The sequence below is a fragment of the Arachnia rubra genome (assembly GCF_019973735.1).
GTDB classification, from domain to species: domain Bacteria; phylum Actinomycetota; class Actinomycetes; order Propionibacteriales; family Propionibacteriaceae; genus Arachnia; species Arachnia rubra.
This window is the reverse complement of the sequence record NZ_AP024463.1, coordinates 2408990-2432006: the sequence shown is the minus strand read 5'-3', so window position 1 is coordinate 2432006 and position 23017 is coordinate 2408990. Positions and strand designations below refer to the sequence as shown.

The window sequence follows — 23017 nt, the reverse complement described above, 5'->3', positions numbered from 1 at the left end:
CGGCTGAGATGTGGCCGAGAAGGTCTGCGCCGAGGATCACGAGTCCACGACCACAACGTCCTGAGGTTCGGAGAGCTCGCGGAGGAAGCTGAGGAGTGGGGCCACGATGGCCCTCGTGGCCTCGTCCAGGGTCTCCGGATCGATCTCCTCCAAAGCCTCGCGTGTGGCGACGGCATGGGCATGGTGACCGTAGCCCGCTTTCATGCCGGGCAGTGGCATCAACGGGATGCCGAGCGGGCGCTGTCCGAGGTGGTTCACTGACAGCGTCGAGGGCAGGCCACGGCGTGCCAGGTCGAATTCCACCGAATCTAGGCGGCGGTAGTCGATCTGTGCTGTGGGGCCTGCCAGGTGTTCCAGCCACACCAGGAACACCTCCCAGCACTGCTCAAGGCGCTCCTGGGGTACAAAACCCCCAGTCAGAAGGATCTCCGCGTCCTGCTTCAGCGGATGTGACGGGTCAACCTCCAGATCCGGGTTGCGGCGGAACAACCCCCAGCGGCGCTTCATGGCAGGGGTCGGATAATGGTCCGCGAACACCGTGCTCAGCGCCGCCGCCACCTCGGGTGGGGCGCCGAAGATGTCCCGGACATCATCGATACGGATGCCAAAGAGCCTCATCGCTCGCATGAACCACAGCCTACCCGGTGATGACCAGTATGCTGGCCGACACCATGAGATCCATTCACTGTATCGCCGCAGCAGCTGTGGCGACCACGTGTCTGGCCTGGGGGGGGAACCCCGGCCTTAGCCGACGTCACCATCGCTGATTCCGGGGGCGCCTTGACGGGGCTGGCATTCGACCGGCAATCGTCCCGGCTGTTTGCCGTCTCCGAATCCGACGGGACGAACATCCTGGTCACGGACTCGAAGGGGGAGAAAGCGGGCACCGTGAGCTTCACTGCCAGCACCGAGTCGGTACAGGGCCTGGCCCTGCACTCGGATGCTCTCTATGTAGGTGACATCGGTGACCCAAACGCGACCCGCAAGAAGGTCACCGTGTACCGGCTCCCCACCGCAGTGGGAAACCAGCCATACCAGGCCTACGACTTCAGCTACCCGGACGGCTCCCACGATGCCAAAGCCCTGCTGGTCTCCGGCAAAGGCCGCATTTACATCATCACGGGTGGCGACCAGCCGGGCATCTACTATGCCGAGACAGAGCCATCGCGGTCGGCGACGAACAAACTGACCCGTGCGGCTGACGCACCCGCAGGGGTGACTGACGCCGTTTTCCTCGCCGATGGCGTCACCATGGCCATTCGCACGGCCACGGGAGTCCAGGTCATGGACGCGAGATCGTGGGAGGCCCGCGCCACCGTCACCTACGAAGGTGCCCCTGACGGGGAGTCGCTGACGGCCTTCGCTGACGACAAGATCCTGGTCGGTGCAGGCCCGCAGCTGCGCGAAGAGGCCGTCCCCGTATCGGATGGCACCATCACCATCTCGCCGTCTGGTGAGGGGGCGTCGGCCTCACCGGAGGCCTCAGCGCCGGACACCGCAGCCAGCAGCCCAGCCGCCACGGAGGGGGGAAGCGCCGCCCCGGACCCTGAGCAAAAGACCAGCCAGCCAGCGCGTGGGGGCACCCGGCTGGCTCTCGCCGCCGCCGCTGTGCTGGCGCTGGTGCTCGGCGCAATAGTGTTCTTCCGCAAAAACTAGAGCCTTTCCAGGACATAGTCGATGCAGGCGGTCAGCGCCTCCACGTCGGCTTGGTCCACGGAGGCGTAGGTGCCGATCCGCAGCTGGTTGCGTTGCAGTGCCCGGTAGGGGTCGATGTCCACGATCCCGTTGTGCCGCAGCTCCGCCACGAGGTGGCCGGCATCCACTTCCGGGACCAGGTCGATGGTCGCGACCACTGGGGACCGGTGCTCCGGGTTGGCGACGAATGGCGTCGCGTGGGGTGATGCCTCTGCCCAGGCATAGACGTGACTGCTCATCTGGCGGCAGCGCGCCTCGGCGGCGCCGATACCTCCCAGCTCCAGCAGCCAGTTGATCTGGTCCTCCAACAGCAGCAGCGTTGCGATCGCTGGGGTGTTCAGTGTCTGGTGCTTGGCCGAATTCGTGGCTGCGACGCTCAGGTTCAGTGACTCCGGTATCCAGCGGCCCGAGGCGGCGATTTGCCCGGCCCGTTCCAACGCGGCTGGCGAACAGAAGGCGATCCACAGACCACCGTCGGAGGAGAGGTTCTTCTGTGGGGCGAAATAGTAGGCGTCCACCTGCCTGATGTCGGCAGCCATGCCACCCGCCGACGATGTCGCATCGACCAGCACCAGGCCGTCCCCGATCCGTTCCACCGGGGCAGCGGCGCCTGTGGAGGTCTCGTTCTGGGCCCAGGCCACGGCATCCGCAGCCTCCGGGACGGGCAGGACGACCGACCCCGGCTCGCACTCCGTGATGCTGGGATCGTTCAGGAAGGGGGCTGCTGCGGCGGCGCGCGTGAACTTCCGGGTGAACTCGCCGAAGACCGCATGCGCAGATTGCTGCTTGATCAGGGAACAGACCGCCACGTCCCAGAAGACCGTTGAGCCGCCATTGCCGAGCACCACCTGATAGTCGTCCGGCAGCTGGTACAGCTCCCGCAGTCCCTCCTGGACCATGGCAACGAGCTGTTTCACCGGGGCCTGGCGATGTGAGGTGCCGATCACATCGCCACGCAGCGACAGGTAGTCGAGGGCCTCTGGGCGCACTTTGGCCGGGCCTGAGCCGAAACGGCCGTCAGCGGGCAGGAGGTCTTCAGGGATGACGATCATCCCGGCATTCTTCCATGCTGTTGAAAACTGGGAATGCGCGGTTCACCGTGTGGGAGGGCTTCAGTGGTTGGATGAGCCCATGGCGAAACTGCGGGTTGGACGGGCGGTGACACCGTCAGGGACGGTTGAGGAGGCGATCATCGAGATCGCAGGCGGACGCATCACCGCCATCACAGACGGGGGACCTGATGATGGCCTGTGGGCAGTCCCCGGTTTCGTCGACACCCACTGCCACGGGGCAGTCGGGGTCAGTTTCGGCGACCCGGACCCGGAGGCCAACTTGCGTGCTGCCGAATACCACCGCTCACAGGGAACCACCACCCTGTTCGCGTCCACTGTGACCGAGCCCCTGGAAAAGCTGGAAGCCCAGTGCCGGGTCCTGAGGGGGCTCGTCGAGGCGGGTGAGCTCGATGGCATCCACCTGGAGGGTCCTTTCCTGTCCGAGGCCAGGAAAGGTGCTCACGACGCCGTCCTGCTGCGTGACCCCGATCCCGGAGCGGTCGAACGACTCATCGCCGCAGGCGGGCCGGCGTTGCGCATGGTCACGCTGGCTGTCGAGCGCAGAGGAGGGGAGGCAGCCACCCGGCGGTTCACGCAGGCGGGCGTCAAGGTGGCCTTCGGCCACTCGGACGCCGACGAGCACGTCACCGCTAAGTCCATCGGCTGGGGAGCGTGCATCGCCACCCACTTGTTCTCCGCGATGCGCTCCATCCACCATCGCGAGCCCGGTCCCGTGCCTGTGCTGCTCTCCGACGAACGCGTGATGTGCGAGCTGATCTGCGACGGCATCCACCACCGGCCTGTGATCGCGAAGATGGCCATCGACGCCGCCGGGCTCGGCCGCATCTGCCTGGTGACCGACGCCATGAGCGCCACGGGGCAGGGGAACGGGCGTTATCTGCTGGGTGAGCTCGAGGTGGAGGTGCAGGATGGCACCGCCCGGCTCGTCACCGCCGATGGCACCCCCGGCGCCATCGCCGGATCCACCCTCACCATGGCCGAGGCGTTCAAGTTCGCCATCCAGCACGTCGGGCTCAGCATCCCCGAGGCCGCCCAGATCGCGGCCACCACACCCGCCCGGTGGCATGGACTGGATGAGGTCGGCACCCTGGAGGCCGGCAAACGTGCTGACATCTGCGTTGTCGGCGAATCCGGTGAACTGCGGCAGGTCTGGCGGCGGGGCGAGCGGGTGGCTTAGGCGTTCACCGAGCGGAGGGTTGCCTGCAGCCGTGTCTCCAGGCCGGTGCGCACGGCCGGCCACTCGGTGGAGAGGATCGAGAAGACCACCGTGTCACGCCACGAGCCGTCGGCACGCGGCTGATGGTGCCGCAACACTCCCTCCCGCACCGCGCCCAGGCGCGCTATGGCCTTCTGGGAACGCTCGTTGATGCTGTCGGTCTGGAGTTTCACGCGCTCGAAGCCGCAATCTTCGAAGGCATGCCCCAGCAGCAGGAGCTTCACCTCGGCGTTCAAACCCTTGCCCCACAGATCCGGGCGATAGGCCGTCCAGCCCGCGTGGGCCCGGCACGCCGTGGGTTCGAGGTCACCCAGCGAAGTGGTCCCTACGACCTCGCCTGCCGCACCGAATCCGGTGTCACTCGCCAGGCGGATCGTATACATGCTCCGGCTCTCCCCGGCCCCGGCAATCAGGCGCCCGATCGCGGCAGCACGGTCGCTGGCTCCCCCCGCGAACCCCAGAGCGAAGACACGCGGATCGTCGAGGGCCTCTACCAGTGCGGTCTCGTCCTTTGCCTGCGTCGGGTCGAGTCTCACCAGGCTGCCGATGAGTGGCCTGCCATCAGGGTTGTGCGCCATGAGAGCATCCTCGCATAGCTCTGGTGCATATTTTCAGGACCCACAGCCATATCTGAGTACGGGTGTCGCATAACATCACTAGCATTGCGTTCAAGGAGGCGTTGTTGCAATGAGCGAGCTGATCGACACCACGGAGATGTACCTGCGCACAGTGTACGAGTTGCTGGAAGAGGGGGTGCCGCCTCTGCGGGCCCGGATAGCCGAGCGCCTGCACCAGTCCGGCCCCACTGTGTCGCAGACGGTGGCTCGGATGGAACGTGACGGTCTCCTGGCGGTCAAGGCCGACCGCACGATCAAGCTCACCCCCAAGGGGGCCCGTCTGGCACGCGACGTGATGCGCAAGCACCGCCTGGCAGAACGCCTGCTCACGGACGTGATCGGCCTTGAGTGGGAGAAGGTGCACGAGGAGGCCTGCCGCTGGGAGCATGTCATCTCGGACGATGTGGAACGCCGGCTGCTCGGGATCCTCGAATCGCCCACCCGCTCTCCCTACGGCAACCCCATCCCAGGGCTGAAGGATCTGGGCATGGACTATGACCAGGTGCCTTTCCGCGAGGGGGTCGTACCGCTGTCCCAGGTGGTGCCGAACCGAGGGGAGGTTACCGTCACCCTGCAGCGGATGAGCGAGAACCTGCAGGCTGACGCAGAGGTGCTCTCAGCTCTTGCGGCTCTGGGGCTGAGGCCTGGAATGGACTTTGTGGTGCGCCGCGTTGGCCTGGACCTGCGGTTCAGCGTCGGTGAGGAGGCGGTTACCGTGGATGAGGCCGTCGCGGAGCTGTTGTTTGTCTCCGCTCCCTGACGTGTTGGCACCCCGGGAATAAACCGGGCGGGGGCATCGTTCCCCGGACAGAGAACGATTATGAATTGAGGGAACATGGCTACCACGAAGCTGACCAAGGAAAACTTCAACTCCACCGTCAAGGACAACGACTTGGTGCTCGTTGACTTCTGGGCCTCCTGGTGTGGTCCCTGTCAGCGCTTCGCCCCGATCTTCGAGGATGCCTCTGGGCGTCATGACGGCGTTGTGTTCGGCAAGGTGGATACCGAGGCTCAGCAGGACCTGGCATTCGCCCTGGACATCCAGTCCATCCCCACCATCATGGCCTTCCGCGCGGGCACCCTCGTGTTCCGCCAGGCCGGGTTGCTGAACGGGAGCCAGCTCGACGACCTCATCAAGCAGGTCAGGGAGCTCGATCCGGAGAAGCTGAAGGCTGAGGCCGGTAAGAACTCCGCTGAGTGACCGGTGCCCTTCGGGGTACTGGATCTGTCGCGAGGACCTGACGGCTCGTGCAGACCTGGCTAGGTACGCGGTGTGGTGGCGTTATGGCGCCACCACACCTGTTTTATTTCCATGTAATCGATTTACATGTAATGTTTTGAGCGTGAAGGAACCAGCGCCATCCCACCAGGAGCATGCTCTCTTCGAGGCCCTGCTGCATGCCGAAGTAGCGCTCTGGAACCGTCTTGAGAAGGAACTCTGGCGAACCGCGAACTCCGCAACCCTGGCCCGTTATCTCGTGCTCAGACAGATCGACAGGTCGGCAGCCGACGGTGGTCTGCGCGTCCAGGACATCGCGCAGCGCCAGCATACGACGGTCGGGGCCGCGTCGCGACTCGTCGACCGGCTGGTGGGTGACGGCCTGGTGGTGAGGACTCCCTGTCCCAGGGACCGGCGTTCCAGTCGTCTGAGTCTCACCGACAAGGGAAGGCAGCGGATGGAAAACGCAGCTGGAACCTTTGAGAGCACTCTGTGCGCAGTGCTGGCGGAGTTCGATCCCGGGGAGCTGACGGTGCTCACCCAGAACCTGCTCCGGCTGGTTTCTGGGGCTGAGCAGCGAACCGATGTCGTCCCGGCAATGCAGGGAGCACGCCTTGAAGAACCGCTTCCGGGAGGCGGTTTCGTCACCTTGACCAGTGAGATACGGAGCTGATTGATGATCCGGTTCGAGGAAGTCCACAAGATCTACCCGGACGGGACCGTCGGGGTGGGCGGGATTACCCTGGACGTTGCCGAGCACTCCACGACGGTGCTGCTGGGGTCGTCTGGCTCCGGTAAGACCACGCTGATGCGCATGGTCAACAAGATGGTCACACCGACCGAGGGACGTGTGCTGCTGGCTGGGGCCGACGTCGAAGAGCAGCCGGCCGTGGCACTGCGGCGCTCCATCGGGTACGTGTTGCAGGACGGGGGGCTGTTCCCGCACCGGCGCGTCGTCGACAACATCGCCACGGTCCCGGTCCTCGACGGAGTTCCCAAGGACCAGGCCCGTAAACGCGCCCTGGACCTGATGGGCATGGTGGGTCTCGACCGGGACCTGGCCCAGCGTTTCCCGTCCCAGCTCTCGGGTGGGCAGCGCCAGCGCGTCGGTGTCGCCAGAGCATTGGCGAACGACCCCAAGGTCCTGCTCATGGACGAGCCCTTCGGGGCTCTCGACCCGCTGGTCCGTGCTGACCTGCAACGGGAGCTGCGTGAACTGCAGCAACGCCTGGGCACCACCATCCTGTTCGTCACCCACGATGTCGATGAGGCCTTCCTCCTCGGCGATCAGGTGGCTGTGCTGCGCACCGGTGGCACACTCGCCCAGGTGGGCACTCCGGAGGAGCTGCTCACCAGTCCCGCCGACGAGTTCGTCGCCGACTTCGTCGGGGCGGACGCGGGCCGCCGCCAGCTGCGTGCCATCGACCGCGACGGCACCCTGCTGGTGGTCGACGCCGATGGGCGTCCCCTGGGGTCTCTCGACACCGGTGCCTACCGACCGGCCGGGGAGTCATCGTGACCTGGTTGCTCAACAACCTGGGAAGGGTGGGGGAGCTGCTGGCCACCCACACCCTGCTGGCGTTGAGCGCCATCGTCGCGGCTGCTGTGCTGTCGGTGCCGCTGGGACGCCTGGCGGTCGGGTCCCGGAGCATCGGTGGTGTCGTGCTGAGTGCCCTGGCCTTGCTCTACGCCGTGCCTTCGCTGCCTATGCTGGTGGTGATCCCCGTCATCCTGGGCATCCCGGTACGTTCCCCGCTCAACATGGTGATCGTCTTGACCCTCTACGGGATAGCGGTGCTCATCACCCAGGTGGCCGAGGCGTTTCGCTCCCTGCCCCGTGACGTCATCGAGGCCGCCAACGCTCTCGGCATCGACCCGTGGCGGCGGTTCTGGCAGGTGGAGCTGCCGCTCGCCGTTCCCGTACTGGTCGCTGGCCTGCGCGTGGTGGCGGCGTCGACGGTGTCGCTGGTCACAGTCGGCGCCCTGGTCGGGGTTCAGTCGCTCGGCACGCTGTTCACCGACGGCTTTCAGCGGCAGCTGGTCGAATCCTTGCTGACGGGCCTCGGCGCGACGCTGCTGCTGGCCCTGGTCTTCGACCTAATCATTGTGCTGGCCGGCAGGCTCCTCACCCCGTGGCTTCGCAGACGCAAGGAGACGAAGGCATGAACATCTTCCTGGACGCTCTCGCCTGGCTTGTCACTCCGGACAAATGGGCCGGTGCGAGCGGAATCTGGTGGCGGCTGCTGCAGCACCTTGGGTTCACCCTCGCCGTGGTGGCGGTGGCCTCCGTGGTGGCGCTGCCTGCCGGCGTGGCCATCGGACATACCCGCCGCGGGGTGGCGGTGGTGCCGATGGTCACTGCCTCTGCTCGTGCCCTGCCCACCCTCGGACTCCTGACCCTGGTCGGCCTGTGGTCTGGGCTCGGCCTGGTGGCTCCCTTCCTCGCCCTGCTCGTGCTGGCGATTCCTCCGATGTTGGCTGGAGCATATGCGGGCGTCACATCGGCTGAGGCCGCCACCGTGGATGCTGCCCGCGCGATCGGGTTGTCGCCATGGCAGGTGCTCACCCAGGTGGAGCTTCCTGCGGCGGTCCCGCTGCTGCTCGAGGGGCTGCGCTCCACCACCCTTCAGGTGGTCGCCACCGCGACTCTTGCGGCCTACACCGCGGATGTGGGGCTGGGACGATTTCTGTTCGCAGGGCTCAAGACTCGCGACTATGCACAGATGATCGGCGGGGCGCTGCTGGTCGTCGTTCTCGCGCTGGTCCTGGACCTGCTGCTGGTCCTGGCCAAGCGCTCATTCACCCGCACACTCGACCCAAGTACCAAAATCGCTTCCGTTAAGGAGTCCCGATGAAGTCCATGACCAAGCTGGCCGCGCTCGGTGTCGTCGCTGCCCTGGCCCTGGTGGGCTGTGGCAGCGCCTCGAACCTGGAGGGCAAGAGTGACAACTCCGGAGGATCCTCGGACATCCTGGTGGTCGGCTCGCAGGAATACTACTCGAACGAGATCCTCGCCGAGATCTATGCCCAGTCCCTGGAGAAGGCGGGCCACAAAGTGGACCGGCAGCTGAACATCGGGCAGCGGGAGGTCTACATGCCTGACCTCCAGGCCGGAAAGATCGACGTGTTCCCCGAGTACAGCGGAAACCTGCTGCAGTACTACAAGTCCGACACCACCGCCCGTACGCCGGAGCAGGTCAGCACAGAGCTCTCAAGTGCCTTGCCAAAGGGGCTCAAGGCCCTCGATCAGGCTGCCGCAACCGACCAGGACTCCTACGTGGTGACCAAAGCATTCGCCGAGGAACACTCACTCAAGCAGATCGGCGACCTGGCCGGGATACCTGACCTGAAGGTCGCGGGCAACTCAGAGCTAGAGACCCGCCCTTACGGTCCGAAGGGACTGCAGGAGACCTACGGGGTGAATATGACGATCAAACCGGCGGAGGACTCAGGCGGCCCGCTGACCGTCAAGGCCCTACGCGATGGTGAGGTGCAGGTGGCTGACATCTACACCGCAGCCCCGGTGCTGGCCGACGGCGACCTGGTGGTCCTCGAAGACCCGAAGAACCTGTTCCTGTCCTCCAACGTGGTGCCGATCGTCTCGGAACGCGTTGACGAGAAAGCCGCGGAGACACTGAACCAGGTGTCCAAGGCACTCACCGCCGAGGATCTGATCAGCATGAACAAACGCTCCGTGGACAACAAGGAAGCGGCCTCGGCGATCGCCGCCGACTGGCTGAAGTCAAAGGGACTGGCCTGAGGCTCTGAGCTGGTCCTCCAGGTTGAAGACCATCGGGACCAGTTTCAGGCCCTCGTCCGGGTTGCCGTCAAGCCCCTCGAAGAAGGGTTTCGTCGTGGCCTGCCATCGTGCGTTCACCTCCGTCTCTGACATGGCAGACTGTGCGGCGGCCAGGTCATCGCTCTCCACGTACCCGATCAGCAGCCCGTCCGGACGTAGGAAGATGGAGTAGTTGTGCCATCCGGCATCCCGGAGCGCCGCCAGCATTTGTGGCCACACAGCCTCGTGATGCTTCGCGTATGCGGCGACCTTGTCGGGGCGGACCTGAAGGGTGAAGCAGTAACGTCGCACGTCTTCTCCTCATAGAATTCGGCGGGGTTGGGGTCATCATGATGTCATGACCCCAACCCCGCGTGCGTGCTCAGCTTCCGGTGACTACCAGGTCAGCCCCGTGCCGATCGCGATGCTGCCGTCCGCGGTAGGAACGGACACCGGCAGCTTGCCCTCCGGCTTGGCCTTTCCGGTGATGATGTCTGCCAGGGGAGCGGTCATCACCAGCTGGTCGGAGTAGGTGCAGAGCTTCGCGGTGGCGGTGTACTGGCCGACGTCGTAGGGGAGACCGATCGCGACCGCGATCACCTTGAGGCCGGCAGCGCTCAGTTCATTGACCAGGTTCACCTGCTCTGGGGTGGTGTAGGCGTTCTTCGTCAGTACCACCACGGCATCCGCCTTCAACTCATCGGCTGCACGTTTGAAAGAATCAATCGAATCTGGGCCTGACCGCTCATCGAATATCCTGATGGTGGTTTTCACCCCATTGGCCTGGAGTGCGTCCTGCAGCTTGTTGGGGAATTCGGTGAAGGGGCCCACCAGTAGCAGCTGGGAACCAGCCGCTACTGGGAGGAGGCCATCATTGCTTACCGCGGTGATGGCCCGTGCGGCCCAACGCCTGGCAGACTCCGGGTTGTTGGGGTGCCCGATTTTGTCGCGTCGATCACGCATGAGATCGTCGTCGTAGCTGCGGAATCCGCGCTTCCGGTAGAGGATCCGGATGATCTTCTTGTCCAGGGCCTCTAGGGAAATCCTGCCCGAGTTGACTGCCTCCAGGACAGCGGCACGCGCCTGCTCAGGGGCCGCCGACATCAGCAGCTGGTCGACCCCCGCCTCCAGGGCGCGGACCGCTAGCTCGCCATCGTCATACAGACTCCGGATCTCGGGGGTGTTCAAGGCCTCTGTGATCACGGTGCCGCCATACTCGTACTCTTTGCGGAGGATTCCCGTGACAATGGGCTCACTCAGCGAGGCAGGCATGCCGGAGGGATCCAGGCCCGGGGCAACGATGTGTCCCACGATCATCAGCTCCGTGTAGATGCCGACCGCCACTCGTTTGAAGGGCACGGCCTCAAGGGCATCCCACTCTTCACGTGAGCGGTTCAGCACCGGCAATCCATTGTCCCCAATCGTCGTTGCACCTTTCCCGGGGAATGAATGGACGCCGCCCAGTGGCCCGGTTATCGTGCTTGTGCGGCTGAAGGTCCATACCCTGTCACTGACTTTCTGTAGTTCCGCGCCAAACGACCCGAGGCCATTGACAGGATTTGCGGGATTAGACTCTATGTCGGCTGGGATCGCCGGCCAGGCAGTGAATCCAGCTCCCTGGAGTTCATTCCCGATCTCTTGAAGCAAACCCCAGCTGTTTCCTACGTTTCCGGCGATGGCGCCGAATGCCATGAAGCTCGGGAAGTCTGTGATGGGGATGCCCTGGCGGGCCAGTTGGTAGGGTTCCTGCCTGGTGATGAGGTGCAGTGGGACACCCGTGCCGATGCTCTTGACGGTCTCGTCCAGGGTTCTGTTCCAGCCCATGATGTGATCCTTGGAGCCATCGAAGGTGCCGGTCTCGGGGGTGAGGATGATGCCGCCGGGCTGGAACTTCTGGATCATTTCCACGGGGCTGCCGACCCCGTAGAGCTCCTGATTCCGCGGGTCCGTGCCATGTGGATCGGTGCCGAAGACCTGATGGATGAAGAGCTGATTCACCTTCTCGTTGAGATCCATCTTCGCCAGCGTTGCCCTGGCCCATTGGAGGTCAAGCGACTCCTCTGCGCGGGCGGTGGGACTGGAGACGCCGCTGATGGCTGCTGCGGCCAGGGCGGCTGCGCTGGTGCCAAGCATGGTTCGTCGGGAAATTCTGGACATCGACCACTCCTAAGCGGTACAGGCCACACGTGGCCCCGGGTACATGTTGTCTTTTGCCTCGAAGCCGAGGCTCCCTCCGGGAGCTGACTCTTCCAGAAAAACCTGGTGATTGAAAGAAAAATCACTGAGTTTTCAATAATTTCTCTCAGGAAAATTCTCAGAATTACGTGGGCAGTCCGGGATTCCAGGAGCGGACGCCCTTGGCCTGTGTCCTCAGGTAGGCCCTGCTAGCAGCCGGTTTCGCGCATCGCTCCGCTTGCCGGCTGGCCCCCACTGATGGGTCTCTGTGGCCAGGGCGCCTGCCTGGGCGGTGACCCTCAGACATGGGCCGACACTCGGCGGAACAGCTTTGGTGATCGCGAATTGCCTTGTAGCGTGGCAACAGAACCAGTGCAAACACGACTAATTCAGGAGGATGCAATGGGACTCGGTGACAAGTTTCAGGAAACCGTTGGCAAGGTCAAGGAGGGCGCTGGCGAGGCGCTCGGTAACCAGGACCTCCGTGCCGAAGGCCAGGAAGACCGCGTGAAGGGCGGCCTGGGCCAGGTCGTTGACAGCGCCAAGGAGAAGCTGGGCGACGTCGCGAGCGGTGTCGCCGACAAGGTCGAGGAAGTTAAGGACAAGTTCACTGGCAAGTGAGCCTGATATGAAAGGCCGCCGGGACGCGAGATCGTCCCGGCGGCCTTTTTTCATTCCTCGGGTCAGTGCCGGCCTGGCCCGAGGTGGTTCAGCTTTCTGAGAGCAGCCCAGATCCTGTCTGGAGATATCTGCTCATCTCCTCCTCAGGCACCATCGACCCGCCTGTCGCCCAGACGAGGTGGGTGGCTTTCGCGAGTGCCGGCGGAGTGAGCCCGGCCCGTTTCAGATAGGCGGTATCGGCCAGGACCCGTTGCGGTCCCGGCAGGCCCGCGGCGGCTGAGGGTTCGACCCGCAGGTCCTCTGTCGTGGCAAGTAGCGCGAGGTGACGGTAGAGACTGGCATCGCTGACCGTGTAGTAGCCGTCGATGGCGGCTTCCAGCGCCCTCCCCACGAAACCCGATGGCCGTCCGACGGCCAGTCCATCGGCGGCCGTGACATTGTCGATTCCGAAATCCTGCACTGATACCGTCTCGTGCAGGCCGGTGTGGACGCCGAGAAGCATGCAGGGGGAGTGGACCGGCTCAGCGAAAACCGGGTGGACGGCATCGCCGAATATGGTCTTGAGGCCGAATGTGACCCCGCCGGGTCCGCCGCCCACACCACAGGGAAGATAGACGAAGAGGGGATGCTCCTCGTCGACCCGCACCTCAAGGGCCTGGAGCTGCCCGGCTAGGCGGCGCCCAGCCACTGCGTACCCGAGGAACAGAGTCGTCGAGTTCTCGTCGTCGACGAAGTGTGCTGACGGGTCAGAGGTGGCCTGGTCGCGGCCTGCGGCAACGGCCGCCGAATAGTCGGACTCATGCTCGGTCACCTCGACGCCGTGACCACGGAGCATCTCCTTCTTCCACGGCCGGGCGTCGGCTGACATGTGGACGGTGACCTTGAAGCCGAGCCGGGCGCCCATGATCCCGATCGACAGTCCCAGGTTCCCGGTGGAGCCAACGGCTATCGAATACCCCGAGAACATGGCCCGGGCCTTGAGGGAGTCGAGCTTCCGGTAGTCGTCGCCCTGCTGTAGCAGCCCCTCGGCCAGGGCGATCCGCTCAGCCTGGCACAGGACCTCATAGATGCCGCCACGGGCCTTGATGGAGCCCGAGACTGGTAGCTCGGAGTCCATCTTCATCCAGAGCCTCCCCGGGATGGGGATTCCCGTATGCTCCTTGAGGGCATCCTGCATGTCGGGGATCGTGTACAGCGGTGATTCGATGATTCCGCCGGCATGCCTGGTTCCAGGGAAGACCTGCGCTATGTAAGGGGCGAAACGCCTGAGCCGGGCAGCGGCATCGTCGATGTCGGCGACGGTGAGACCAACACCCGCCAGCGCCTCGTCACCTGATGCGATCCCGGGATTGAACCATGCTGTCTCCCGGCCTTCGACCAGTTCCCGGAGCAGTGGAAACTCTCTCTCCCAGTCGGGCAGTTCCCTGCCGGCGATGACCGTCATGACGCTCCTCGTGGTTGCTTCACGTCCGGATCTCCAGCTTAGAGGCCCACCGGTGCACTGGCCCGGCTGCCAGTGACCCCAGCGGGCGATCGCAGGTCTCACGGTCCCCAGCCCAGCTGATCTATGGGAGTGGCCGCATCAGAGGGACGGTCGCAGTCAGCGTGAGTTACCTCATGCGCGACGCCGGCCGCCCATCCCGAGCAGCCACATCAGGTATAGACCGCCGAGAGCTGAGCTGATCAGGCCGACCGGGATCTGGAAGGGGCTCAGCAGCCGGCCCGCGGTGAAATCGGCCAGGAGCAGCAGGGCCGCTCCCACCATGAACGACGGCAGCAGGCTGATCCCGGCGGAATTCGACACTCTTCCTGCCAGTTGGGGAGCAGCCAGGGCCAGGAAACCGATCGGCCCGGCCGCGGCCACGCAGACGGCGGCCAGCACCACCCCGTAGCCGATCATCACGGACCGGGTCCGGCGGACCCGCAAGCCGAGCCCGGCTGCGGCGTCGTCGCCCATCTCGAGGATCCTCCCGGGGCCGGCCAGCCACAGGCCGACTGGCAGCAGCAGGACCGCCGTGATCAGCAGCGGGGTGACGCTTCCCCAGGTGATGCCATTGAGACTGCCGTGCTGCCAGGTCTTGGCTGCCTCCGCCGATTCGATGTCGGTCGCGGCGAGCAGATAGTCGTTGAGCGAGGCCAGCATCTGGCCCAGCGCGATACCCGTCAGCACGAGGGTGTCCCCGCCGACGCCGCGCCGCAGCGTCAACAGGACAACGACCGCCGCGGTGGCTGCGCCGCCGATGATCGCGCCTGCGCCGGTGACGAATGTGCTGGAGGAGGCCAGGACCAGGATCGCCAGCAGGCCACCCGTCGTTGCGCCACGTGTGAAACCGACAATGTCGGGGCTGCCCAGGGGGTTGCGGGAAACGCTTTGGAAGATGGCGCCCGACATACCGAGCATGCCACCGATGACGATCGCTCCCGTCGCCCGTGGTAACCGCTGCTCGAGCACCATGAACGCGGCCAGCTCCTCACCCTCGCCGCGGAATATCGCCAGGAGCATGTCGAGGGACACCGGGTAGGTGCCGGTGGTCAAGGACGCCACAGCCCCTACCAGGATGATCACGAACGCGACCCCGGATACCGCCAGGGAACGCCAGTGCACGAGAAGGTTGACGCGGCCACCGATCCGGCGGTAACCGGCAGGCGTACCGAGAGTCGCAGCTGGTCCTGAGCTCATGCGATCCCCCTGCCCGTCCTGTGGGTGATGGCCAGCACCAGCAGCACGGGCGCTCCGATGAAGGCCGTGACGATTCCCGCCTCCAGTTCGGTGGGACGGATCAGGAGCCTGCCCACCACGTCCGCCAGCAGCAGGAGCCCGGCTCCCGCCACGACCGACCACACCAGCAGGCGCCGCTGGTCGGCTCCGATCAGCATGCGGACCACATGCGGAACCACCAGGCCGATGAACGTGATCGGGCCAACCGCTGCCGTGGCCGCCCCACACAGCAGGGTGATCGCGGCGAAGGCGCCGCCCCGCACCACGGTGAGATTCACCCCGAGCGCCGTCGCCTGCTCATCGCCGAGGGTCAGAGCGTTGAGGCTGTGTGCCGATGCCAGCGCCAGGATCAAGCCGACCACCAGGAAAGGGGCCACCCAGAGCAGGACCTCCAGGTCCCGGTTCTCCAGAGAGCCCACCACCCAGAAGCGATAGGAGTCGAAGATCTTGCTGTTGTACATGGTGATGGTGCCGGTGATCGACGAGAGACTGGCGCCCAGCGCCACGCCAGCGAGCACCAGCCGCGCCGCTCCCGCATCAGCTGAGCGGCGTGCCATCAGGTGGACGACCAGCGCCGCCGTGGCCGCGCCTGCGAAGGCGAACGGCAGATACTGGTTCACTGCGGTGAAGCCGAACCCGCCGATGGCCGTCACCACCGCCAGGGATGCGCCCGCATTGACGCCCAGGATCCCCGGCTCCGCCAGGGGGTTGCGGGTGAGGGCCTGCATGACGACCCCGGCCACCGCCAGGGAAGCCCCCACCACGATTGCGAGGATGGTGCGGTGGATGCGCAGCCCCCAGATGACCTTGCTGGCCACCGAGTTGTCGTGGGCCAGGAGACCCTGCCAGACCTCGGCTGGGGCCAGTTCCCGCGATCCCAGGGCTAGGCTCTCGGTGATCAGCACGGCCAGGACCAGGACCGCCAGCAGGAAGGCCAGGACACGAAGGGAGCCAGACTGCCTGCGAGAGCGCCGGACCGGACGTTCCCTGATGCTGGTCTTTGTCACGAACTTAAGGTTAGCCTTACCCCATGAGTGCTTCTCGAGCCAAGCGTCCCCATATTTCTGGCGTCTCCCGCCGCGCTCTTCTGGCGGGTGGTGCGGTCTCTGCCATGGCAGTGCTTGCAGCCTGTTCCTCCAACTCCAGCTCGCAGGGCTCCTCGCCGACTGCTGCGTCCAGCCCGGCAGCTTCTGCAGGCTCTTCCCCGAGCCTGCCGAAGAGCACCATCGTTCCCACCGAACTCGACCAGACGCTCGGCTCCGGGCAGGCTGACGGTGTCTTCCCGCGCACCGTCACCCACTACCAGGGGGAGACGACCATCGATGCGGCCCCCACCAAGGTGGTCATCATCTCCACGGGGCAGGCCGACGCCATGCTGGCCCTCGGCATGTGCCCGGCCGGCTCTACCACCGCGTCCGGCGCGGAGGGCCCCGTTCCCCAGTACCTGAAAGACGCCTACCCCGATCAGGCCTCGGCGATCGAGGCCATCAAGACGGTCGGTTCCCGCACCGAGCCGGACATCGAGGCGATCGGCGCTCTTCACCCTGATCTGATCCTCACGAACGTCGCGGGCAAGGACGACGCCGAGACCCTCTATAAGAATCTGTCGGCGATCGCCCCGACAGTGGTGACGCGCGGCACCGGCCAGTTCTGGAAGATCGACTTCCTCCTGCTCGCTGATGCCCTCGGCAAGCGGCAGGCAGCACAGACCCTGCTTGACGGGCTCACCTCGGACGCCGCCCAGGCCGGCGCCGGGCTCACCTCCGCCGGGACGGTGTCGCTGCTGCGCAAGAACGGGGAGAAGCTCCGTGTCTTCGGGCCGTTGTCCTTCGCGGGATCGGTCGTCGCCGACATGGGGCTGAAGCGTCCCGACACCCAGCAGTTCAACGATGGCGTCTCACATGAGCTCTCCTCTGAAACCCTCGACCAGGCCGACGGAGACTGGCTGTTCTACGCGGTGCAGGGAGGCAAGGATGAGGAGCTCACCGGACAGGCGCTGTGGGAATCGCTCAAGGCAGTGGGCGCCGGGCATGCGGTCAAGGTCGACGACGATCCGTTCTTCCTGAACGCCGGGCCGACCGCGGCGCGTGTCGTCCGGGAGCAGATCGTCAAGGCCGTCTCGGCTTGAGCGGCAGCGAAACCCGGCCCTTCGTGCTGGAGGGCCGGGGCCTTCATCTCGGTTATGCCGGTGGCAGCGATGTCGTGGCAGGGCTTGACGTCGCCATCGAGACGGGATCCTTCAGTGTCATCGTCGGCCCCAACGCCTGCGGCAAGTCGACCTTGCTCAGGTCGCTGAGCAAGGTGCTGCCACCACGCTCTGGGAGCGTGCTGCTGGACAGCCGGGAGATCGCGGGGATGCGTCCCAAGGCCTTCGCCCGGGAGGTCGGTTTCCTGGCGCAGTCGTCGATCGCGCCCGAGGGCATCACGGTCCATGAACTCGTCAGCCGGGGCCGGTACCCATATCAGAGCGTGTTGCACCAGTGGTCGGACGAGGACGACGAGCAGGTCAGCGTCGCCATGGAACGCACCAACGTCAGTGCGCTGGCCCAACGTCGCGTGTCCGAGCTATCCGGCGGCCAGCGGCAGCGGGTGTGGATCGCCATGGCCTTGGCCCAGCAGACCCGCGTGCTGCTCCTCGACGAGCCCACCACCTACCTGGACCTGGCCCATCAGGTCGAGGTCCTGGAGCTGTGCCGGGAGCTCAACCAGGTGCTTGGCACGACGGTGGTCGCGGTGCTGCACGACCTGAACCAGGCCTGCCGTTATGCCGGCTGGATCATCGCCATGCGCGATGGCCAGATCCTGACACAGGGCAGTCCGCAGAAGGTGATGACCGCCGAGACGGTGGAGCAGGTTTTCGGTCTTGAGGTCTCGGTGACCCCAGATCCGGTCACGGGAACCCCGCTGGTGCTTCCCGCCGCGCCGCGGACATACACCGCCACGGGTCTGGAATCCCTAAGCTGAGCGGTGAGGCCTGGCCAGCTGGGCCGGCAATCCGGATAGCTGGCATCTCGGTTCCCGCCACGGCAGATCGTGAACCTCGTTAGGGAATAAACCATCCGGGAAACTGGTTAACTTTTCAATCAGTTACGCAGTTACGGAATCGTCCGAGGAGGAGACATGCAGTTCGGAATCATGACTGTCGGTGACGTGACCACCGACCCCACCACCGGGCGGACTCCCACCGAGCACGAGCGCATCAAGGCCACCGTCGAGATCGCGAAGCTCGCCGACGAGGTGGGCCTCGATGTGTTCGCCGTCGGGCAGCACCACAACCCCCCGTTCGTCGCCAGCTCGCCCACCACGACCCTCGCCTGGATCGGGGCGCAGACCAAGAACATCATCCTGTCCACGTCCACCACCCTGATCACCACCACCGACCCGGTGCGGATCGCTGAGGACTATGGGATGCTGCAGCATCTCACCGACGGCCGGATGGATCTGATGCTCGGCCGCGGCAACACCGGCCCGGTCTATCCCTGGTTCGGCAAGGACATCCGTGACGGTATCGACCTGGCCATCGAGAACTACGCCTTGCTCCGGCGGCTCTGGGATGAGGACGTGGTGACCTGGGAAGGCCGGTTCCGCACTCCGCTGCACGCCTTCACCGCCACCCCGAGGCCCCTCGACGGCGTCGCCCCGTTCGTCTGGCATGGCTCCATCCGCAGTCCCGAGATCGCCGAGCAGGCCGCCTACTACGGCGACGGATTCTTCAGCAACCACATCTTCTGGGGTCCTGGCCACACCAAGCGCATGGTGGAGCTGTACCGGCGGCGGTTCGCCCACTACGGTCACGGAACACCGGAGCAGGCCATCGTCGGGATCGGCGGCCAGGTGTTCATGCGCCGCAACTCGCAGGATGCCGTCAACGAGTTCCGGCCCTACTTCGACAATGCTCCCGTCTATGGCGGTGGTCCGTCGCTGGAGGACTTCATGGCTCAGACCCCGCTGACCGTCGGCAGTCCTGAGCAGGTCATCGAGCGCACGCTGGGATTCCGCGACTACATCGGCGACTACCAGCGCCAGCTGTTCCTCATGGACCACGCCGGTCTTCCGCTGAAGACCGTCCTGGAGCAGGTGGAGCTGCTGGGCACCGAGGTGGTGCCGGTGCTGCGGCGTGAATTCGAGGCGCTGCGTGCCCCGGGCGTCCCAGCGGCCCCCACGCATGCCGCCCGCCGCGCCGTCCAGGGCGCCAGCGAGCCCGACGAGGGCGCGGTGGCGGTCGACCGGTGGACCGGTACCCGGGCTGAGGAGGACAACGCCGGGGCGGTGAGCCGGCTGTGAGCAAGGTCGTCATCGTCCACGCGGGACTGCGCGTCCCGTCGAGCACCAAACTGCTGGCTGATCAGTTCGCGGCGGCCTTGCCGGGGGAACAAGCGGAGGTCGTAGCCCTGCGCGACCACGCCCATGCCATCGTCGATGCGATGCTGACAGGGGTCGTCGCCGAGAGACTCGGCGACGCAATCGCGGCCGTCACCGGGGCTGATGCCCTGGTGGTGGTCACGCCCACCTTCTCCGCGTCTTTCTCAGGGTTGTTCAAGAGCTTCTTCGACATCCTCGAGCCGGGAGCCCTGAGGGGGATGCCGGTGCTGCTCGCGGCAACCGGCGGCACCGTCCGGCATTCGCTGATGATCGACTATGCGCTGCGCCCGCTGTTCTCCTATCTCGGGGCGCAGACCGTCAGGACGGGCGTCTTCGCCGCGACGGAGGACTTCGGCGGCCCGGGAGCGAAGGCACTCCGGCAGCGGATCGGCGACTCCCTCAAGGAGTTGCGTGCCTGTCTGTCAGGGTCGGTACGGCAGAGGCCCGTCGATCAGTTCGAACAGGTGACCCCCTTCGAGCAGCTGCTCAGAAGGACAGGGTCAGCTGACGCGGGGCAGTGACTCGTTGAGTCGCCGTCCGCGGGATTAGGGGTGGCGGGCCCAGGCACTGGAAAAAGCTCTGGCCAAACCCAGGTTTGGCCAGAGCCCCTTTTTGCTGCGACCCCGGTTGGATTCGAACCAACGACACCCGCTTTAGGAGAGCGGTGCTCTATCCCCTGAGCTACGGGGCCAACTGTGGCAGCCTATCTTATCCGGGTGCGAGCCTGCGCGGCGGTGGGCCGCGCAGGCCACCCGGGTTCAGGTCAGCTGGGTTTTGGAGCTCCCTTGCGGGCATAGCGCTGCCAGGTGATGATCACGCCGCCGATAGCGAAGACCATGCCGATCCAGTAGAAGATGACCGCCCCCATGATGCTGACGCTGACGCTGAACAGGAAGGGTCCGAAGGCCGCGATGGCGGCGGTCCATCCGATCACGCCACCGGCCTGCCGCGGCTCGAAGATCATGGGCATCTGCTTGAACGTCGAGGCGTTCCCGATCCCGGAGAACAGGAAGATCGCCAGCATGCCCCACAGGTATAGGTTGAAGCTGCCCTCGAGCGCTGCCACCGAGCTCCTGTCGGGGGTCAGCGAGAGGATCGTCACCGGAATGGAGATCGCCAGTCCGATCCCGGAGATCAGCGTCCAGATGGCGCCCCCCATCTTGTCGGTGAGAGGCGAGAAGGCCACTCGCGCCCCGGCGCCGACGAGCGGGCCGAGGAAGGCGTAGGCAGCCGGGTCCTTGAGAACGTAGCCCTGGGCGACGAGGCTCTCCAGCCCAGCACCTGAACCGTAGAGGTTGGTCATCAGCAGGCCGAACAGGGCCGACAGGCCCGAGAACGTGCCGAACGTCATGATGTAGAGGTAGGTCATCCACCAGGTGTCCGGGTTGCTGAAGATGTCGAACTGCTGCCTGATGTTCGCCTTGATTGGCACCGACTTGAGCGCCAGCCAGGCCCAGACCGCGATGGCGACCAGCAGTGGCACCCACACGAATGCGGCGTTCTGGTACCAGACATCACCCTTGGGGCCGTGCTGGGCTGCCCCCAGCCAGGACACCATGGAGAAGCCGATCAGCCATGGCGTGAGCAGCTGGACCAGCGAGACACCGAAGTTCCCGATGCCCGCCTGGAGGCCAAGGGCTGTTCCCTGCAGGCGTTTCGGGAAGAAGTACGAGGTGGAGGGCATGTAGCCGGAGAAGGCACCGCCGCCGATGCCGGCGAGAAAGGCGAGTGCCATGAACAGCCAGTAGGGAGTCTCGGGGTTCTGGACGGCGAATCCCCATCCGACCAGCGGCAGGATCATCAGCACGGATGTGACGGTGACTAGCTTGCGGGTCCCCAGGATCGGTGGAAGCACCATCCACACCAGTCGCAGTATGCCTGCGGACAGCCCCACCATCGAGGTCATCCAGTACAGCTCGTCTTTGGTGAAGGTGAAGCCGATCGAGGTGAGTTTCGGGATGACAGCGCTCGGCAGGAACCATGACGCGAATGCCATGGTCAGTGAGAACGTCGTGATGGTCAGGGTGGTCCAGGCGATCTTTGAGTCCCACTTCGACTCATCCTGGGGGTCCCAATCCTCAAGCCATTCCTTGGAGCGCGGTTTCTCTTGTGGAGTGCCCATTGATCTTCCTTACTAATTTGGCCTGGGATCCGCGTCTGGAACGTCGACGAGATCCTGGTGAGGCTTCTCGCGTTTCATACGGCTGATCACGAGATGCATCCAGATCAGCGTAAGGCCTGTCAGGATGGTCAGCACCACGAAGGGGGTGGAAGTCAGTCCGGTGTACTGCTGGATGTAGGCGAACATAGGGGGCAGGAAGAAGCCGCCCAGGCCGCCCAGCATCCCGACCAGGCCGCCAACGGAGCCGACGTGGTGGGGGAAGTACGTGGGGATGTGTTTGTAGACGCCGGCCTTGCCGATGCCCATGGTGCAGCCGATCAGGAAGATCAGCGTCACCACCAGCCACAGCGGTAGGCCATAGGCATTGCCCTGGTCGTCGACGCCGCTCGGGATACACAGGATGGTGAAGAAGGCCCCGATGGGAACGAACGTGGCGTACATGGCGTTGCGTGCGCCCCACCGGTCGGAGACCCAGCCGCCCAGCGGCCGCAGCAAAGAAGCGGGGAAGATGAAAGTGGTGGTCAGCAGAGCCGCGATCTTCAGGTCGGTCTTGAACACGTCCTGGTAATAGGTGGGCAAGATCGCCGAGTAGGCCACGTAGGCGCCGAAGACGATCACGTAGTAGAGACTGAAACGCCACACCCGGATGTCCCGCAGCGGCGTCAGCATCTCGGAGATCTTGGCGCTCGCCCCGGGCTTACGGTCCGGCAGGGGAGTGATGAACCACTGCAGGATCCCGACCACGGTCAGCAGCACCGCGTAGACGATGGGGATGAGGCGCCAGCCCCCAGGAAGAAAGCCGAGCACGGTGCTGCCCGCCGTGGCGGTGATGATGCCGGGGCCGATGATCTTGGTCACGGAGGCGCCGACGTTGCCCGCGCCGAAGACCCCGAGCGCGAAACCCTTGCGTTCGGGGGAGAACCAGGCCGAGTTCCAGGCCACCCCGGCTGAGAAGGAGTTGCCGACGATGCCGACGCAGAACGCCAGGACCAGGAGCATCGGGTAGTTGCTGGCAAACGAGACAGCCAGTGAGGCGACCGCGCCAACGGCCATCATCACGGTCATGACGATCTTGCCGCCGAACCGGTCCGCGAGGATCCCGGAGGGCAGCCGCCACATGGATCCGTTGAGCACGGCAACGGCGCTGATCCAGCTCAGCTGGACGGCATCCAGGCCGAATTCATCCTGGATGGATTTGCCGAGGATGCCGAACATCAGCCACACGGCGAACATCAGGGTGAACGAGATGCTGGACATCGTGAGGACGCGCGCAGCGCCTGGGATCTCACGATGTCTGGTTGTGTCGGCGCTCACGGCGCTCCCTCCGCTGGGGTGGTCCCTCTAAATTGCTGGCAGGAGCTTATGTGGGCCTGTAGTATCAAGTCAACAAACAAGGCCGAAAACGCCAGATGGCGGGGAT

The 23017-nt window shown here is 65.2% G+C and carries 24 protein-coding genes and 1 tRNA gene; 14 read left to right on the top strand and 11 right to left on the bottom strand.

Going from position 1 to position 23017, the window contains the following annotated elements; translation table 11 throughout:
* Positions 1–36: 36 nt before the first annotated feature.
* A complete protein-coding gene (locus SK1NUM_RS11110) occupies positions 37–627 on the bottom strand; it encodes a hypothetical protein (RefSeq protein WP_212321988.1) in 591 nt (196 codons plus the stop codon).
* Positions 628–780: 153 nt separating this feature from the next.
* On the opposite strand from SK1NUM_RS11110, the gene SK1NUM_RS11105 reads away from it, so the two are divergent.
* Complete coding sequence (locus SK1NUM_RS11105) at positions 781–1656, top strand: hypothetical protein (protein WP_223927532.1); 876 nt, start codon at positions 781–783, stop codon at positions 1654–1656.
* On the opposite strand, the gene serC is transcribed toward SK1NUM_RS11105, so the two are convergent.
* Positions 1653–2747, bottom strand: a complete 1095-nt coding sequence (gene serC / locus SK1NUM_RS11100) for a phosphoserine transaminase (RefSeq protein WP_212321986.1) — start codon at positions 2745–2747, stop codon at positions 1653–1655. The two genes, SK1NUM_RS11105 and serC, sit on opposite strands and share 4 nt — an antisense overlap.
* Positions 2748–2826: 79 nt before the next feature.
* On the opposite strand from serC, the gene nagA reads away from it, so the two are divergent.
* Positions 2827–3945 carry an N-acetylglucosamine-6-phosphate deacetylase gene (gene nagA / locus SK1NUM_RS11095; protein ID WP_223927530.1) on the top strand — a complete coding sequence of 373 codons (1119 nt, stop codon included), beginning with the start codon at positions 2827–2829 and terminating at the stop codon, positions 3943–3945.
* On the opposite strand, the gene SK1NUM_RS11090 is transcribed toward nagA, so the two are convergent.
* On the bottom strand, positions 3942–4562 hold the full coding sequence (locus tag SK1NUM_RS11090; protein WP_212321985.1) for a GNAT family N-acetyltransferase: 621 nt from the start codon (positions 4560–4562) through the stop codon (positions 3942–3944). The genes nagA and SK1NUM_RS11090 overlap by 4 nt on opposite strands.
* 109 nt (positions 4563–4671) lie before the next feature.
* On the opposite strand from SK1NUM_RS11090, the gene SK1NUM_RS11085 reads away from it, so the two are divergent.
* From SK1NUM_RS11085 to SK1NUM_RS11055, 7 genes are all read left to right on the top strand, one after another.
* Positions 4672–5361: a metal-dependent transcriptional regulator gene (locus tag SK1NUM_RS11085; RefSeq protein WP_212321983.1), complete on the top strand. Its 690-nt coding sequence runs from the start codon at positions 4672–4674 to the stop codon at positions 5359–5361.
* Positions 5362–5436: 75 nt separating this feature from the next.
* Positions 5437–5802: a thioredoxin gene (trxA, locus tag SK1NUM_RS11080; RefSeq protein ID WP_212321981.1), complete on the top strand. Its 366-nt coding sequence runs from the start codon at positions 5437–5439 to the stop codon at positions 5800–5802.
* A gap of 142 nt (positions 5803–5944) precedes the next feature.
* A complete protein-coding gene (locus SK1NUM_RS11075) occupies positions 5945–6493 on the top strand; it encodes a MarR family winged helix-turn-helix transcriptional regulator (RefSeq protein WP_212321980.1) in 549 nt (182 codons plus the stop codon).
* A gap of 3 nt (positions 6494–6496) precedes the next feature.
* Complete coding sequence (locus SK1NUM_RS11070) at positions 6497–7339, top strand: ABC transporter ATP-binding protein (protein ID WP_212321973.1); 843 nt, start codon at positions 6497–6499, stop codon at positions 7337–7339.
* Complete coding sequence (locus tag SK1NUM_RS11065; protein WP_212321971.1) at positions 7336–7986, top strand: ABC transporter permease; 651 nt, start codon at positions 7336–7338, stop codon at positions 7984–7986. The genes SK1NUM_RS11070 and SK1NUM_RS11065 overlap by 4 nt, the downstream gene beginning before the upstream one ends.
* Complete coding sequence (locus SK1NUM_RS11060; protein WP_212321969.1) at positions 7983–8675, top strand: ABC transporter permease; 693 nt, start codon at positions 7983–7985, stop codon at positions 8673–8675. The genes SK1NUM_RS11065 and SK1NUM_RS11060 overlap by 4 nt, the downstream gene beginning before the upstream one ends.
* A complete protein-coding gene (locus SK1NUM_RS11055) occupies positions 8672–9580 on the top strand; it encodes an ABC transporter substrate-binding protein (protein ID WP_212321967.1) in 909 nt (302 codons plus the stop codon). The genes SK1NUM_RS11060 and SK1NUM_RS11055 overlap by 4 nt, the downstream gene beginning before the upstream one ends.
* Here SK1NUM_RS11055 and SK1NUM_RS11050 read toward each other — a convergent pair.
* Both SK1NUM_RS11050 and SK1NUM_RS11045 read right to left on the bottom strand, forming a co-directional pair.
* Positions 9563–9910, bottom strand: coding sequence for an L-rhamnose mutarotase (locus SK1NUM_RS11050; protein ID WP_212321965.1), 348 nt, complete (start codon positions 9908–9910; stop codon positions 9563–9565). The genes SK1NUM_RS11055 and SK1NUM_RS11050 overlap by 18 nt on opposite strands.
* Positions 9911–9994: 84 nt before the next feature.
* A complete protein-coding gene (locus SK1NUM_RS11045; RefSeq protein WP_212321963.1) occupies positions 9995–11755 on the bottom strand; it encodes a glycoside hydrolase family 3 N-terminal domain-containing protein in 1761 nt (586 codons plus the stop codon).
* A 420-nt stretch (positions 11756–12175) separates the two neighbouring features.
* Here SK1NUM_RS11045 and SK1NUM_RS11040 point away from each other — a divergent pair, with 420 nt between their 5' ends.
* Positions 12176–12394, top strand: a complete 219-nt coding sequence (locus SK1NUM_RS11040) for a CsbD family protein (RefSeq protein WP_212321961.1) — start codon at positions 12176–12178, stop codon at positions 12392–12394.
* Positions 12395–12482: 88 nt separating this feature from the next.
* Here SK1NUM_RS11040 and SK1NUM_RS11035 read toward each other — a convergent pair whose 3' ends face one another.
* The 3 genes from SK1NUM_RS11035 to SK1NUM_RS11025 all read right to left on the bottom strand — a co-directional run bounded on the left by SK1NUM_RS11035 (position 12483) and on the right by SK1NUM_RS11025 (position 16120).
* Entirely contained in the window at positions 12483–13838 is a 1356-nt protein-coding gene (locus tag SK1NUM_RS11035) for a D-serine ammonia-lyase (protein WP_212321959.1), read from the bottom strand.
* Positions 13839–14009: 171 nt separating this feature from the next.
* Positions 14010–15074, bottom strand: a complete 1065-nt coding sequence (locus SK1NUM_RS11030) for a FecCD family ABC transporter permease (protein WP_212321957.1) — start codon at positions 15072–15074, stop codon at positions 14010–14012.
* Entirely contained in the window at positions 15071–16120 is a 1050-nt protein-coding gene (locus SK1NUM_RS11025; RefSeq protein ID WP_212321955.1) for a FecCD family ABC transporter permease, read from the bottom strand. The genes SK1NUM_RS11030 and SK1NUM_RS11025 overlap by 4 nt, the downstream gene beginning before the upstream one ends.
* Positions 16121–16143: 23 nt before the next feature.
* Between SK1NUM_RS11025 and SK1NUM_RS11020 the strand changes: the two genes are divergently transcribed.
* The 4 genes from SK1NUM_RS11020 to SK1NUM_RS11005 all read left to right on the top strand — a co-directional run bounded on the left by SK1NUM_RS11020 (position 16144) and on the right by SK1NUM_RS11005 (position 19996).
* Positions 16144–17241, top strand: a complete 1098-nt coding sequence (locus tag SK1NUM_RS11020; RefSeq protein WP_212321953.1) for an ABC transporter substrate-binding protein — start codon at positions 16144–16146, stop codon at positions 17239–17241.
* On the top strand, positions 17238–18077 hold the full coding sequence (locus SK1NUM_RS11015; RefSeq protein ID WP_223927528.1) for an ABC transporter ATP-binding protein: 840 nt from the start codon (positions 17238–17240) through the stop codon (positions 18075–18077). Before SK1NUM_RS11020 ends, SK1NUM_RS11015 begins: the two co-directional genes overlap by 4 nt.
* 156 nt (positions 18078–18233) lie before the next feature.
* Entirely contained in the window at positions 18234–19397 is a 1164-nt protein-coding gene (locus SK1NUM_RS11010) for an LLM class flavin-dependent oxidoreductase (protein WP_212321951.1), read from the top strand.
* Positions 19394–19996 carry a CE1759 family FMN reductase gene (locus tag SK1NUM_RS11005; protein ID WP_212321950.1) on the top strand — a complete coding sequence of 201 codons (603 nt, stop codon included), beginning with the start codon at positions 19394–19396 and terminating at the stop codon, positions 19994–19996. Before SK1NUM_RS11010 ends, SK1NUM_RS11005 begins: the two co-directional genes overlap by 4 nt.
* 97 nt (positions 19997–20093) lie before the next feature.
* Here the strand turns inward: SK1NUM_RS11005 and SK1NUM_RS11000 are convergent.
* From SK1NUM_RS11000 to SK1NUM_RS10990, 3 genes are all read right to left on the bottom strand, one after another.
* Positions 20094–20166 (bottom strand) — tRNA-Arg (locus SK1NUM_RS11000).
* A gap of 72 nt (positions 20167–20238) precedes the next feature.
* Entirely contained in the window at positions 20239–21597 is a 1359-nt protein-coding gene (locus SK1NUM_RS10995) for an MFS transporter (protein WP_212321948.1), read from the bottom strand.
* Positions 21598–21609: 12 nt separating this feature from the next.
* Positions 21610–22911 carry an MFS transporter gene (locus SK1NUM_RS10990; protein ID WP_223927526.1) on the bottom strand — a complete coding sequence of 434 codons (1302 nt, stop codon included), beginning with the start codon at positions 22909–22911 and terminating at the stop codon, positions 21610–21612.
* Positions 22912–23017 lie beyond the last annotated feature (106 nt).